Source organism: Paenibacillus alba, from assembly GCF_013204855.1.
Classification (GTDB): domain Bacteria; phylum Bacillota; class Bacilli; order Paenibacillales; family NBRC-103111; genus Paenibacillus_E; species Paenibacillus_E alba.
The window spans coordinates 93,582-107,511 of sequence record NZ_JABMKZ010000011.1; the positions used below are offsets into that span (position 1 = coordinate 93,582).

Genomic DNA, 13,930 nt, shown 5'->3' on the forward strand with positions numbered 1-13,930 from the left:
ATGCGAGTAAATAGAACGATATTAGGGAGCTTTGAAGCTAGGTCATTATATGGGCACTTTGACCTAGTGGAGCGAATAGTGCAACCGACCTTCTTTCATTGAGAGAGATGGTCTTTTTTACGTCTCTTTCCTTACAGCAATTATTAAACACGTGTAATTGAGGAAGGAACTGATAAGAATGAATCGTAACCAATTCAATTTGCCTATGACGAATAACATGCATAAGAATTTGCCTTCACAGCTGCCGAATGTGGAGGAAAGCACCGTCAAAGACTTCAACTTTCAAATCTCTGATTTCTCAGAGCAGCGGTTAGATCAATTTATTGAATGGGTACTGAAAAAAAGAAGTGAAAGAAAACAAGGGTAAGATCCAATCTCCTAGCAGCATGATAGCAAGAGCGTAAATCTAAGCATATTTCGAGGAGAAGCGGTATGGAACCATCCGATCTGTTCACCGAAGCAGAATTACAAGTGTTGTTATATGATAACATGCCGGATAGCACAGATAAAGCTGCGCCCTCAACTAGCTATGAACCATCAGCTAATTGAGGGCAGCAGCTCTCTCATTTGCAAAATATCGCGACTAATTTCTAATGGCATCCCAGCTCATCTTCATGATTTGTTGCAAATTTTCTTCGCTTGCCTGGAATTGTCCTTTGAAATGAGCTCTGGCTAACTGTGCTACTGGAAAATAGCAATACGTGAGTATTAATATCGTCTCCAAGGGTTTCAATTCCCCGTTCTGCTTCCCCTTCTCGATCAAATCATACAAAGGAGTAAACATCGAAGACGTATCTTCCAAACATAATTTGTCCATCAATGGGGAGGTAGAAAACTGCTCCAGAAACATGAAATCATCCTTGTTGTTCATGATGAACTGCAGCGAATTTCTCATGAATCTTTCACAGAGCACTTGGAGCGGCAAATTCTCATCAACCAACAGGAGCAATTGTCGACTCATTTTCTCTTTAACCCGCACATACAACTTGCCCAACATATCTTCCTTATTCTCAAAATACACATAAATTGTCGCCGAAGAAACATCCGCACGTTTGGCAATCTTAGACATGGATATGTCAGAAAATCCAATTTCGTTCAAAAGTTGAATCGTAGCCTCAAAGATCGCTTCGCTTTTATTCTCATCTTTATGTCTCATAAGTTTTATGTTAAATGATCGTTCAATTAAAGTCAAATGAAGCAGACACCTTCTCGCCAAGATGATAAACTTGAGCTTAGAAAGGAGCTTAGAACATGTTCATTGCCATCTTACTATTCATTATTGCCGGTCTCGCAGAAATTGGCGGAGGCTATTTGGTCTGGCTCTGGTTAAAAGAGTCCAAGCCCCTCTGGTATGGCATCGTCGGCAGTATCATTCTGATCGTATATGGAATCATCCCCACGCTGCAGAGCTTTCCATCATTCGGACGCGTTTATGCCGCCTACGGCGGAGTATTCATCTTGCTTGCGCTGTTCTGGGGATGGCTAGTAGATAAAAAAACACCTGACCTCTATGATTGGTTTGGCGCCGCAGTTTGTGTAATCGGTGTCTCCATCATCCTGTGGGCACCCAGAAATTAGGGGAATATCCTGATAGATTTTGTGGAAAAATGTTGAATTATTGGTTATACTCTAATTGACTTGGAACTTGTATGTAAGTTGGTGGTTCAATTGGATTACTTATTGGATATGAAGACGATTTTCATCACACTAGTTGTTGGGCATATTTTTACGATCATTCTCATTAGTGCCTATTGGAGTCAACACGCGAAAGAATCGACAATGAATATCTTTTTTGCCGGAAAATGCGTACAAGCACTTGCATGGTTCGTCCTTGTTCTTCGTGGTGGCATTCCGGATGTTCTTACAATCTCGTTCTCCAATACGCTTCTCTTTTTGGGTGCCAGCTTAGAGACGATCGCTTTGTTGCAGCTTCAACAGAAGTTCCAGAGACAAACGAAAAATTTTTACTACCTCATGACATTCATTAACATTGCCACATTTCATATTGTTATTTTCCTGAAGCAAGAAGATATTCGGATTGCAGTCGCTTCACTCGGCTTGGTCACTATTCTATTTCTCCCTACTTATCATATGATCACTGATAAATCATCATCTTTGCTCATGCGAATGATGGGTTACCTGTACGGGATCGTTATTTTCATGTTGATCGGACGGGCTTTATTTGCCCTATTTTTGAAACAAGTCATTGGTTTCTTTATCCCCAGCATTTATCAGACGATTTCCTTTCTGGTCTTGTATCTGGTGATGATTTTAGGAAATACGGGTTTTGTCCTGTTAATGAAAGAACGGGCAGACCGCGAGCTGCAGCAATTAGCCAACTACGATGATCTAACCGGCATTCTCAATCGTAGAATGTTCGTAAATCAAGCTAGAGGAAGCCTGATTGCTTATGCCAAAAGGAAGAAGCCGATCTCTTTGCTGCTTTTTGATATTGATGAATTCAAGACGATTAATGATACCTACGGTCATGATGCCGGGGATCGCGTACTTCAGGATTTATGCAAGAGAATAACGTCATTACTAGGTGAGAACGACCTATTCGGTCGCTATGGCGGTGATGAGTTTGCAATCTTGCTGCCGGGAACAGATGAAATCGAATCCACAGATAAGGCAGAATTGTTTAGACATACCATTGCCGAAGCGACCATCGGGGACATCGCGGTTCGCTATTCCATAAGCATAGGCGTGGTTACGGTTATTCCTGATTCCGATACACAATTGGAGACTCTATACACAACCTGTGATAAAGCCCTTTACGGTGCAAAAAATAACGGCAGAAACGGTGTCATTCGCCACTAGCTCCAAACAAAAACAGCCTTCATATCTATTTGAGGGCTGTTTTTGTTTGATATACCACTGACGTATTAATAACCTCCGGCAAAAGGGTTGCCGTGCGCTTGCTTTCCTTCTTCATATGCTTTCATATACGCAAGCCGTTTCACCACGGTGGCTTCCGCTGCTGCCTTGGCGGCTCGATTATCTCCTTGATGGATCTCGTCTATGATCCATTTCTGACCGAAGCTGGCATGGACCACTTCATCAGCCCAATCGAAATCCTGAAAGGTCGTCATCAATGGATCCTTAGCAATATCACGGCAGAACTCCCATTCTTCCCGTTTGCCCGGCGGATACTTCATGGCTGCCTTTTCAATCGCGATAGTCAGATGCGTATAAGCCTCATCAAGTTCAAAATGCTGTGCCGTCAAATCGTACCAACCGGTCCAATTCGGCACAGCATAGATGTCATAGCCCTTCTTGCGAAGCGCGGCTTCTCCAAACCAAGAATGTCTGACCTCGTCCCACAGATGGCGTGCCGTATCCATGTAGAACGCCCAAGGCTTGCCTTTTGTCGTAAAATGAACATAAGCAACGCCTTCTGCCGGTGACATCTCAAAAAAGCGAGTGAACATCATCTGTTCGAACCGACCATGCTCATTGTCGGTAAAATGCTGATCTTTGTGCTTCTTGACAGCCGAAACAAAACGAGCGTCCCTAGTGCTTTGAAGGGGGAGCTGGAACGGTTGGGTCACCACTTTGTCTTCCGCGCGAATTTCAGTCCGCGGGCTTGTACCGTCAACCCCGCCTGCGGCCCCAAGAAGTCCATTCACATAGATTTTCCATCTAGCGGCTAATTCACATTCCTCTTCCGCAGCTGCGAGTGAAAGCTCTTGGATCGCGCTTGTCCCCCACGCCATCTGCTCCTCCCGCTCCGGTAATTGCCGTTTCAGAAGTGAAATCGTGGGTTCATCTACCAAGGGCTGCGCCTGTTCCATATAGCTGCTTATCGCGCGGATTTGTGCTGGTTTAATCACTTCGAATAAAACAACTAGCAAAGTTAATGCCGAACCAGTTTCTAATGTCCTGTCGATCATTGCTTTAAGTCCGGAATCTGGACACTTGTCAAAAGCAACCGAGCCCATTCTGAGCTGCTTGCAGCGGCTGCGCAGTTCATCATAATGATTAGCCTCTTGCCAGACCATCCGGGCCAAGGCGCCTTTCACCTCATATTCAGGTCTTGCTATCAGTTGTCCGCATTCAATTTGCATTAAACCACGATCCACATAGGCGATTCTTTGCAGCCTTTTGGCTGACGCCTCAACGGACAGGCCAACACGATCCCAATCGGTGATTCCCATAAATGGATGCATATCGTTCACACTCCCCTCATTAGCTTCTCATTCGTATAACCTTGATGATGACCTCTTAATAGTAAAGCGATATCGCTCTGAAATGAATACACTTTACTACTGAAAATTTGCACTTTTCTACCTATCCTTAACTTTAAAATTCTGTGCTGGTTCAACAAAAAAAGCCTCAGCGATAAGTTCGCTAAGGCAGCTCTTGCACAATCATCTTGCACAATCGTACGTATTCACATTGATTTCTTCTTCGTATATACGCCTTCATTGCTCCCTACAATAATCGTATCGGCCATGTTGACAAAGAGGCCATTTTCCACAACGCCAATCGTCAGATTTAAGTGTTTGTTCAATTCTTCCGGATTGTGGATCGTGTCAAAATGGCAGTCTAGAATATAATTCCCGTTATCGGTAATGAACGGCCCTTTATCCGTGAAACGCAATACCGGGGCGCACCCAAATGCACGGAGCTTTCTGCTCGTTAGTTCCCATCCGAAAGGGACGACTTCGACAGGCAATGGAAATTCCCCTAGAGTAGTTACAACCTTGGAATCGTCAACGACAATAAGAAGACGGCGGGAAATGGAAGCTATCATTTTCTCTCTGAATAATGCTCCTCCTCCACCTTTGATCAGCTCCAAATTGGCGCTTACCTCATCGGCTCCATCTATGGTTAAATCAATTTCATGGACATCAGCGAGTTGTAATAATGGAATTCCTAGCTTCATTGCCATTGCTTCGGTTTCCTGCGACGTAGGAACTCCCTTGATCTTGAGCCCTTCCTTGACCAGTTCCCCTAACTTCTGAATCATCCAGTATACGGTTGATCCTGTTCCCAAACCAAGCACCATGCCTTCTTCGATAGAAGCAACAGCATGTTCTGCCGCAAGTTTCTTTTTATCCATCTTCATTCCAGCCCCTTCAATCAGCTATAACACTTAGTATCATAGTAACATAAAGCCTAAATTTCAAAAATCGACTCGATTATAACTGGCAAATTCCCGCGCAGCGAGTTGGCTCCCATAACCGAACGGCTGTGAATACCTTGCTCACCGAAAACTTCACACATAAGATCTGAACAACCATTGAGCACAAGATGATGCTCCTCGTAAAAATCGGTTGCGTTAACAAAACCCTGTATTTTCACAACCCGCTTCACCCCGTCCAAACGTCCCAGGGCCTCTTTGATAACCGCTAATACTTCTATGCCTGCCGAGCGCGCAAAGTGATAACCTGCCTCCGTTGAATAATCTTGCCCGAGTTTCCCTTTGGGGCTGCCAGAAGGACCTTTCCCAGAAACGAAAAGGTAAGAATCGCTCTTCACATAATTCGAGTAATTAGCCGCTGGCTCGCTTCTTTGCGGCAAAATGATGCCAAGCCTCTCTAATCTTTGCTCCACATGATCTGTCATAGTGATAAATGCCTCCTCAGTTACCAATTGATCCCTAGTCAGCATTAGCTTATACTGAATGTGACCATTTTTATATAGACAGATTCCAGTTAATTAAAAGGGTCAGATGAGGTGAGTGAACATGTTTGACATCCTGCTTCCTGACAATGAAGCCGGTCCCTTATATATGCAGCTGTATCGAACAATCCGAGATTACATTCAATGCGGCGCAGTTGCCGATGGAACTAAGCTTCCTTCTGTTCGTTCTTTAAGCGTGACATTACATATTAGCAAAACCCCGATTGAGGCAGCGTATCACCTGCTCATGGAGGAAGGTTATGCTGTGAGCAAACCGCGTTCCGGTCTATTTGTGGTGACCCCGGCATCGGCCCATGCCCCTTCGTTTGCAGGACACGAGCCGACGATCCCTTTGGCAAACAAAATGAGCGTCCAACATCAGCTGCCGCCAAGGCAAGACCAAGAGATGATCGACTTCAATTTGTTATCGGTCGACACCGAGTCGCTTCCTATTCGATCTTGGAAGTCAGTTTGGATGGACGCCATGTCCATGCATGGAAATTCACTTCATCAGTACGGCGATTCTCAAGGAGAATATGGACTGCGTGCCAGCTTAGTTCACTACTTGAAAACCTCACGCGGAGTATCGTGTATACCCGAACAGATTATCATAGGAACAGGTATCTCAAACAGCATTCGCATTCTTTCCCATTTGCTAGGTTCAGCCAAAGTGATCGCTTTTGAAGAAGGCGGCATCGCGCAGGTTAGAAACATTTTTGCACAAAATGAATTTGTGATTCGGGACGTTCCCCTTGCCAGTCCAGAAACCATTGTTGATGCTTTGGACCAAAGCAACGTTCATGGCGTTTACTTGACACCTTCTCACCAGCCAAATGGCACTCCGCTCCTGTACAGCAAACGAATGCAACTTCTGCAATGGGCTTATGACCATGAGCGATATATCATCGAAGATGATTATGATGGAGAATTCCGCCATGCCGGCAAAACAATTCCTTCTCTCCAAGGGCTCGACTACAAGGGTGTCGTCATCTATTTGGGCACATTCTCCAAAGCCTTTACGCCTGCGCTTCGCATGAATTATATGGTGCTGCCTTTACCACTGGCGCAGAAGCTGAAAAGTAGTCAGCACCTGCTCACTTGTCCTTCTCGAATTGACCAGTTGGCGATGCAATTGTTTATAGACCGCGGACATTGGTTCCAGCAAATCCGTCGAATGCGTATTCTGTATCGCAAAAAAAGGAGCCTGCTGGTTGAACTCATTCAGCAGCATTTATCACCGTATGTGGAAGTTAATCCGAACAGTGCGGCGCTGCATTTGGAAGTTACGGTTCTGACAAGCTGCCCAGCCGAAGAATTGCAAGCGTTAGCTGAGCAAGCAGGTGTTATCGTTTATATCTCACAGAGTATACGATATGACATCTCGCCCAGAATCTACTTGGGATTTGCCGGAATGCGTATAAAAGAGATGAAGCAAGGCATTCTTTTGCTAAAACAAGCATGGTTTGGACAACCTGAGCCTGCAAGCTCCTAAACGGCCAAAGGTATGAAAAAAACCCATGTCCATACATTTTCATGTTGGTGTGGGTTTTCGTTCAACATTATACAAACCATTACTAGATTGACATCCTGAGCTTTGCAAGGTTAACTACTTCAACAACTCGTTCAAGTCTGAACCCTTTAGTTCCGCATTCGTCTGGTTCCCCGGCATCAGCCCTAATCGCTGCGTCATTTGCTCGCTGATGGAACCGAGTCGTTTCGTGTGCTCAGTCGCGGACTGAATGATCGTTCGATTCGACTGTTCAAATAAATCCAATGCCGCGAAGAGATCGGTCATTCCCCGCTCGATGGATTCCATTTGCACACCTGGTTTGCCAAGCAATTCATTCGTTCTCTGAGTCGTTTCCTTCAGCAGTCGCGAATTTTCCTCAAACATTTTGTTAAGCGTAGAATTAGCTGAATTGACGGCATCAATCGTCTGTACCTGATCTTCGATAGCCATCGAAATCATCGCAGATACCGTCAGCAGATTTTGCGTTTTGTCAATCGTAGCATCAACCGCATCAATTAATTTATCGTTGTTGTCATTGATAATATCGGTTCCAGCAATCGCTTGCTGATACAGAATAATCATCTCCTGGAAGGATTGGATGCGTGTGACCACCTTGCGCAGTCCTCTTTCCAGATGTGTCTTCCGGCTCTCATTCTCAGGCTTGGCCATCTCTTGTTCAAACAGTTGCCTCAGGTTCTCCCCCATCGCAATCCGCATCTGCAAATTGTAGACAGATTCGAGTGAATTCCGCTTCAAGGTTTTCATATAAGCCATGTTTTCTTCCAGCGTTTCTTTCCCGTTGCGCAGCGATTGAACAATCGCATTGACATTCGTTTTGACTGATTGATATTTATAAATGTAATTTTTGAGCGGTGTCTTTTTCATCATTTTCTCAAAAAAGCCCAACTGCTTGCTCTTGCTTAAGGAATCAATTTCCCCGCGAAGCTTCAAAATATTATTTTGCACATCAGACCGTTTGCCTGACATCAATTCATTCACTGGTCTCTCCAGCATCGCTAAAGATTGACCAGCTTGCTCCATCGTTTTGGAACCCATTCGCCCAATCGAATCCATGAGTGTTTCAAGTTCCATTGTGTCTGTCGTCGATACTTTCTGAAGCAGTTGCTTTGCCTCTTGCTCTGCTTTGACCAAATCGGATTCTTTTAATTGCACCAATTGCGTTGACATGTCTTGCTCCTCCTTTAGTCAGCTGACCGATATCGTTGTTGAATCAGATCCATTCGCGTCTGCAATTCGATTAAATCCTTCTGCTCGATCGTTTCCACATAGGTGGAAAGTTTGGAATTAATGTCTCTGAGGCCATTCAGCAGAAGCCGGCGATTGAGCCGCTTTGCTTCTCCCCCAAGCTTGAGGAAAGGGTTGATGGCGCCGTTGAGATCCTTAAAAATAAGTCGTTGAATGTTATGATTCATGTTTCCATCATTAAGCTCTTTTAACTGGGGAATGATTCGGCTCACCCTTGAAAGCAAGCTAAGTGTCTTTTCGACAATTTCATCATCCAGCGTGTTCTTCTGACATTCAGAAATGACCATTTCTTCAATGACATGGATATATTCCATGACGGGTCCCCAGAAGGTATCCTGCTCCATTTTCGCTTCTGGCTCTACCGCGGAGCTGCTGTTGCTGTTAGCAACAGGAACTTCTGGTGACGGTGTTTGATTGTTCAACCTTTCGTTACTGCGCGGCTCGTCCAACGTATATGAACGCCGGCTAAGCACGAATATGCTGCCTAGCGAAAAGGCTGTTGGCACTAATAAATTAACACCACCCGGCAGAAGCCCGGACGTAAACAGACTGATGAGATAGCCTAAAATGGTGAAACCTGCTGCTACTTTATATTTTTTTGGCATAAGTATGTTATACCTCCATTCCCTATTAACATTCCTTTAAAAATGTAAGAAGATCAGGTACATAGGATATCATTCGTTATCTTGATGATAGCTCCGATAGAGAGTCTAGTCAATTTATTGAGACAAATACAGAGGAGCTATCCCCTACGTAGATAGACCTGCTTAAGGCAGCCACGACGATCTGGGGTACAGAAACTGCACCTTTGAGCTCAGCGGTCCTTTGGGAATCAGCGAAACTGGAAAAGCCTGCAATTGTGCATCCTTTGCGGCTCGAGAATGAACAAATCCAGGAAAAGCCTGCGATTGTGCATCCTTTTCACACGATTTTGCGATTCCAGGATGAAAATGCCGAAAAAGCCTGCATTTTCGCAGGCTTTCTCTGTTTTCACATGATTTGATCGGAAAAACCTGCATTTTCGCAGGTTTTCCAGATTAGCTGAGCCGCCACTTACAGCTGCATAGCTCGTGACGCATTAGTTCCCCATTGTTGGAAATTCCTGGTGTGAATTGTAGCTCTTACGCGCATCAGCGTTCAGACCTGAACTTAGCTTGGAGTCAGCCACCATACACGGCTTCAATCGCTTCAATCGATTTTCTTCCCAAACACTTGCAAATTATAAATTGACCAGTAATTCCCTGCCTTCGATGTCTGTACAATCTTCACGAATCTCGCATTTCGTGCTTCAAAGGCTATCGTCATGTTGGATGATCCGGTCCCCGAAGCAATCGGTGAGGTCCAATTCATCCCATCCATAGAGGTGAATACCTCATATTTCCTCGGATAATCGTTGGGAGAGCCTTCACTTTGAAGCTCAATTCGACTGATTTGGTAAGGTTCTTTCAGATCCACTTGAAAATACTGTCCTGGCGCTTGTGCTTTTCCTGTATCCCACCGGCTGTAAGGATTGCCGTCAATTGCGTTCTGCGGCTTCCCTGAGCTGCTGCTTACAACCCAATCTGCACGATTCAAAGGTGCTTGATCGGAAGCTTTGGCCTGAGCTTTTGGTGATGCTTCCTGCCTGCCAGAAACTCGAATCTGATAGCTGTAGGCTTGTCCAAGCACAATATCCTTATCTACAAAATGGGTAACAGGTACATCTTTGGCGATTAATATGAAATTCGCGGCCCCGCTCTCTTGCCGCCAAACTTCATAGGTCTGCGCCCCCTCAGACTCCGTCCAATTCAGCTCCATCGTATGATCAGCCAGAATTCCAGCCTGTACCCAGCTGGGTGCTTTCAACTTGACATCTTTAGCTCGTGTCAGGATATATTGGACAGCTTCACCGGGACCGAGCGTTTCAGTGAAATCCAGCTCAGGTGCTGCATCCAATGCCGTTACATAGCTACGGGCGCTTTCATACGTATCTCCCGCTCCCACTCTTTCTCCCTCGTAACGAACAGCTTCCGGCATGGTCACTTTGGCATGGATCGTTTGTGTGCTATTTTCAAAATTCACAAAATTCACGAGCAGCTTGTCCGATTTGCCGCCAGAACCCGCTAATGGCGCTAAGGTTGAGGTATCCACCGCACGAACATAAACAAGCTTATCGTAGATGTCAGATTCGTTCATTATCGTATAAGGCAATGGTTTGCCATGCGTCGCATAAGCTAAATTCAGCCTTCTCGTAATACCGACACGGGAATCCGTATCAGGCGCATTTTTGTGAATGACCATCCGCGCAGGATTCTGAACGTTTAAATCAATACCCGACTCGAACAAAGCGTAATTCGGATAAAACGCGGCATGCTGCATAAACATATCGGCAAATCCAATATGAGCCCGCATGATCCGATCAAAAACGGCTGATTTCGGCTGCTTCGCACCATACAACTTGTTATCTGTATGGCTGTCTGACGTACCATATTCGGTATTCAGCATTGGCTTTGGCAAGCCCTCCTCGGCTCCGTCAAATGTTCGCAGATTTTCCAAGAAGCTGCCGCCTTTATTGTCCGTATAGGAGGAGCCGTACGCATGTCCATTGGTTAAATCTGTGACCGCTTCAAGCTCCAAGCGCTGCTCCGGATCACCTTCCCAGCCATCCGGCTCACCACAAGCCAGCTTCCCTGATGCATCTTGATTGCGGCAAGCTCTTTGCGCATAGGAAGGCGCATAAGCCCAGCCAGGAGCAACGGTTTTCAAATGTGGAGCCAACTCAGGAATATGGCCTTTTAACCAATTCGCAATCGCCAGATTAACTCCCTTGGCCCGATTAAAAAGCCCAGGTTCATTATCAATTTCGTAATACTGGAACAGCGAGCCATACGATTTCACATAATCCAGCAGCTTTTTCTGGGCATCGGCCGGTAACGAGCCGTCTGGCTGCAGCTTCACATTTCCCGTATGCAGATGCAGTGCAACAGCTTGTGTGTTGTAATCCCGCAAGGTTTCATAGTACGGCTTGATCGCTGAGCAGCCCTGCTTCACATCCGTCGCGCAATCTACCCTCATGATGTTGCCGCTATAGGCAATACCCAGCCATTTCAAGACATAAGGCAGATGTCGAACGGCCCCCTCATCATAATAGAAAGATAAATTGCTGACTTTCGTCCCGGATTCGATATATTTGCCATGAATCGGTTCGACCGCAGGCTCAGACAACGCATCCAGCTCGATGAAATCCCATTTCCACCACAGATATTTATTCTCATCCTCGTTGCAATAAAGACAACCAACAACGGCAAGCTTTAACTCGTTCTCGCCTAGCAGCAGCTGCTCCTTAGGAATGTAAAGCTCATATGTCTTCTTATAAGGGTAAGCGCTGGTTGTTCCACCGACGCCGGCAATTTGAATCAGCCCCGATAATAACCGATTCGAAAACACCGCCAGCTGCGGCACAGCTTTATGCGCATCCAATATCCGTACTTTTAACAGCACACCATGCTCTGGCATTGTCCCTAAAGCAAAATGCAAGCGAAGGCTGGGATTCACCGATTTGTTGAGTCCTTGCGGAATTGCTCGCCAATCCGGATTCGCTTCTGTTGCCGCGGATATCGTGTAGTCCTGTAACTGGCTGCTCTCCTTGCCGAATTCCTCATACGAATCATTCGAGTTTCCAAGTTTCCAGATCTGTTCACCCGTAAAGGCAGACAATGGCGTCACCTCGCTTAAGAAAGGTTTTTTTTTCGCAACGACGCCGTGGCTGTTGGAAGCCGATGTTACAATCAGTAAAATCATAAAGGTAACGGATATAATCCAATATCTGATGTTTTTCTTGTTCATCCTGTTCTCTCCATTTCCTGCAGGATGCTGTCTATTCGTTAGGGAAGAAACAGGACATTGTCAGGAATTATTTGTTTCGGTTGGGATGGACTCTCCCAGCTAACCTTAGCCACAGCTCCATTCGTATTGTCATAATACTCAACTTTGAAATCAACCGGAGTGCCCGCAGTAAGAGCAATGCTTCCTGCCCGCTCCACCCAGCTTTGATTAAACCAGCTATCAATGACCAGAATACCGTTCACCCAGACCCGAATTCCGTCATCCGACAGTGTGGAAATTTTGTAAGTCTCTGAATACTTTGGCTTCAGTTTCCCTGTCCACCTGACAGAGAAGGTGTCGGCTTCCATCGATGGAAATGGCGCTGAATTGGACCAATTGAAGTCGATCTTGGCATCTTCCCTTACTTCCTTCAGAGCGGTGAGATCTTTGTTATCATAATACTCTCCTCGCAAACCATTGCGGGAAGCAGCAGGTGTCGACGGTACAATGATCGGATTCTCCAAGTCACCCTGGAACATTTCCCTCGAAAGCAATCGTGGATTAGCATAGAAGCTGGCAATTTCAGCATGTCTATTATTTTCAGACAACATCTTCCCCCAAGTCATGAGATAGGCCCATTTGGTTTGGTTCGCAAGAATGGAACTGCTGGGCAATTCCCCATTTTCGCCAACGGCAATCGGTTTGCCGTTAGCAAGCTCCACAATTTTATTATAATAATCTGGATTATAGTCATTATCATAAATATCGACAGCGAGTACATCTACTTTGTTTATCCCCGGAAACGTCAAATCATACGCATCTGAGGAATCATTGGGAGCGTTGGGGCTCCATACCCATAGCAGATTGTTCAGCTGATGGACTTGAACGAAACGGTCGTACATCAAATTCCAGAGAGCGGAGAAATTCGTTTTCTTACCCCACCAGAACCAGCCACCGTTCATTTCGTGGTAAGGGCGCCATAATACCGGCACACCGGCATCCTTCAGCTTGCCTAAATAGACAGCCGTTTTATCCAAATCTGCAATCAATTGTTTGTACTGCGGCGTACCCGGAGTTACATATTTATCAAAGTCTGCTTGGCTCATTTCTTTCTTCACATTGGACCAGCAGAGACAGGTACCGGGAATATTTTCATGATAGGAAATCGTGACTAAACCGCCAGCCTTATGCCAAGCAATGGCACTGTTAACGACATTCTGCCGTTGAGAAGCCTGCTCGCTGTCCGTCTGATTCATAATCGCTCCCATTTCATAACCATGAATACCCGGATATTTACCCGTTATTCCCTTCACTTGGTTCGTCCATTCATCTGGACTTTCCAGATAATCGTGCTGTCCGCTGATAGTCTTAAGTCCCGAAATCGTATACAGATGCTGCAAGACGACTTTCGCTTCAATCGTCGCCTGTGTGTTAATCGGAACGGACGCAGCATGCGAAATATCGGGGTGAAACAAAAGCTGTGGTGATAATAATGAGAGTAGAAATAGCAAAGAAGTCACCTTAACTCGCGCACCCACCTTTCCGTATTTCATAAACATCATCTAACCTCCAGTAAGATAAATTAACACCATACGCTGCACCCAGCCATATTGCCTGCATCCAGCTCGTGTTAGTTCTATCCTACAGATCAAGTATTAAGCTAATATCAGCTAAGTTTAAGGTAATTGCAAGTTTTTACCAAACGTACGTTTCTTGCCAAAC

The 13,930-nt window shown here is 45.4% G+C and carries 12 protein-coding genes and 1 riboswitch; of the genes, 4 read left to right on the forward strand and 8 right to left on the reverse strand.

Annotated features, from left to right (window positions below; translation table 11 throughout):
- Positions 1 to 15: 15 nt before the first annotated feature.
- A riboswitch (cyclic di-GMP riboswitch) is annotated at positions 16 to 99 on the forward strand.
- 79 nt (positions 100 to 178) lie between these two features.
- Positions 179 to 367 (forward strand): hypothetical protein, encoded by a 189-nt coding sequence (locus tag HQN90_RS16000; protein WP_173220396.1) that lies wholly within the window; start codon positions 179 to 181, stop codon positions 365 to 367.
- A 216-nt stretch (positions 368 to 583) separates the two neighbouring features.
- Here HQN90_RS16000 and HQN90_RS16005 read toward each other — a convergent pair whose 3' ends face one another.
- Positions 584 to 1,192: a TetR/AcrR family transcriptional regulator gene (locus tag HQN90_RS16005; RefSeq protein ID WP_173220398.1), complete on the reverse strand. Its 609-nt coding sequence runs from the start codon at positions 1,190 to 1,192 to the stop codon at positions 584 to 586.
- A gap of 59 nt (positions 1,193 to 1,251) precedes the next feature.
- Between HQN90_RS16005 and HQN90_RS16010 the strand changes: the two genes are divergently transcribed.
- Positions 1,252 to 1,578 (forward strand): YnfA family protein, encoded by a 327-nt coding sequence (locus tag HQN90_RS16010; RefSeq protein WP_173220400.1) that lies wholly within the window; start codon positions 1,252 to 1,254, stop codon positions 1,576 to 1,578.
- Between the two features lie 90 nt (positions 1,579 to 1,668).
- A complete protein-coding gene (locus tag HQN90_RS16015) occupies positions 1,669 to 2,820 on the forward strand; it encodes a GGDEF domain-containing protein (RefSeq protein ID WP_173220402.1) in 1,152 nt (383 codons plus the stop codon).
- Positions 2,821 to 2,885: 65 nt separating this feature from the next.
- Here the strand turns inward: HQN90_RS16015 and HQN90_RS16020 are convergent, their stop codons facing one another.
- From HQN90_RS16020 to HQN90_RS16030, 3 genes are all read right to left on the reverse strand, one after another.
- The gene (locus HQN90_RS16020; RefSeq protein WP_173220404.1) at positions 2,886 to 4,169 is read right to left on the reverse strand and encodes a hypothetical protein; all 1,284 of its coding nucleotides are present in this window, start codon (positions 4,167 to 4,169) and stop codon (positions 2,886 to 2,888) included.
- A gap of 224 nt (positions 4,170 to 4,393) precedes the next feature.
- The gene (gene rpiA, locus HQN90_RS16025) at positions 4,394 to 5,065 is read right to left on the reverse strand and encodes a ribose-5-phosphate isomerase RpiA (RefSeq protein WP_173220406.1); all 672 of its coding nucleotides are present in this window, start codon (positions 5,063 to 5,065) and stop codon (positions 4,394 to 4,396) included.
- Between the two features lie 56 nt (positions 5,066 to 5,121).
- The gene (locus HQN90_RS16030) at positions 5,122 to 5,571 is read right to left on the reverse strand and encodes a RidA family protein (protein WP_173220408.1); all 450 of its coding nucleotides are present in this window, start codon (positions 5,569 to 5,571) and stop codon (positions 5,122 to 5,124) included.
- 121 nt (positions 5,572 to 5,692) lie between these two features.
- Here HQN90_RS16030 and pdxR point away from each other — a divergent pair, with 121 nt between their 5' ends.
- The gene (gene pdxR, locus HQN90_RS16035; RefSeq protein WP_173220410.1) at positions 5,693 to 7,120 is read left to right on the forward strand and encodes a MocR-like pyridoxine biosynthesis transcription factor PdxR; all 1,428 of its coding nucleotides are present in this window, start codon (positions 5,693 to 5,695) and stop codon (positions 7,118 to 7,120) included.
- 114 nt (positions 7,121 to 7,234) lie between these two features.
- Here pdxR and HQN90_RS16040 read toward each other — a convergent pair whose 3' ends face one another.
- From HQN90_RS16040 to HQN90_RS16055, 4 genes are all read right to left on the reverse strand, one after another.
- Complete coding sequence (locus HQN90_RS16040) at positions 7,235 to 8,326, reverse strand: toxic anion resistance protein (RefSeq protein ID WP_173220412.1); 1,092 nt, start codon at positions 8,324 to 8,326, stop codon at positions 7,235 to 7,237.
- A 14-nt stretch (positions 8,327 to 8,340) separates the two neighbouring features.
- The gene (locus tag HQN90_RS16045; RefSeq protein ID WP_173220414.1) at positions 8,341 to 9,009 is read right to left on the reverse strand and encodes a hypothetical protein; all 669 of its coding nucleotides are present in this window, start codon (positions 9,007 to 9,009) and stop codon (positions 8,341 to 8,343) included.
- Between the two features lie 583 nt (positions 9,010 to 9,592).
- The gene (locus tag HQN90_RS16050) at positions 9,593 to 12,229 is read right to left on the reverse strand and encodes a discoidin domain-containing protein (protein ID WP_173220416.1); all 2,637 of its coding nucleotides are present in this window, start codon (positions 12,227 to 12,229) and stop codon (positions 9,593 to 9,595) included.
- Between the two features lie 38 nt (positions 12,230 to 12,267).
- On the reverse strand, positions 12,268 to 13,770 hold the full coding sequence (locus HQN90_RS16055) for a glycosyl hydrolase (protein ID WP_246362479.1): 1,503 nt from the start codon (positions 13,768 to 13,770) through the stop codon (positions 12,268 to 12,270).
- Between the last annotated feature and the right edge of the window lie 160 nt (positions 13,771 to 13,930).

What these genes read in the sequence shown, in the direction of transcription:
- HQN90_RS16020 (WP_173220404.1), bottom strand. Translation starts at nt 4,169, where the DNA reads ATGCATCCATTTATGGGAATCACCGATTGGGATCGTGTTGGCCTGTCC.
- pdxR (WP_173220410.1), top strand. Translation starts at nt 5,693, where the DNA reads ATGTTTGACATCCTGCTTCCTGACAATGAAGCCGGTCCCTTATATATG.
- HQN90_RS16050 (WP_173220416.1), bottom strand. Translation starts at nt 12,229, where the DNA reads ATGAACAAGAAAAACATCAGATATTGGATTATATCCGTTACCTTTATG.
- HQN90_RS16045 (WP_173220414.1), bottom strand. Translation starts at nt 9,009, where the DNA reads ATGCCAAAAAAATATAAAGTAGCAGCAGGTTTCACCATTTTAGGCTAT.
- HQN90_RS16010 (WP_173220400.1), top strand. Translation starts at nt 1,252, where the DNA reads ATGTTCATTGCCATCTTACTATTCATTATTGCCGGTCTCGCAGAAATT.
- HQN90_RS16030 (WP_173220408.1), bottom strand. Translation starts at nt 5,571, where the DNA reads ATGACAGATCATGTGGAGCAAAGATTAGAGAGGCTTGGCATCATTTTG.
- HQN90_RS16040 (WP_173220412.1), bottom strand. Translation starts at nt 8,326, where the DNA reads ATGTCAACGCAATTGGTGCAATTAAAAGAATCCGATTTGGTCAAAGCA.
- rpiA (WP_173220406.1), bottom strand. Translation starts at nt 5,065, where the DNA reads ATGGATAAAAAGAAACTTGCGGCAGAACATGCTGTTGCTTCTATCGAA.
- HQN90_RS16055 (WP_246362479.1), bottom strand. Translation starts at nt 13,770, where the DNA reads ATGATGTTTATGAAATACGGAAAGGTGGGTGCGCGAGTTAAGGTGACT.
- HQN90_RS16000 (WP_173220396.1), top strand. Translation starts at nt 179, where the DNA reads ATGAATCGTAACCAATTCAATTTGCCTATGACGAATAACATGCATAAG.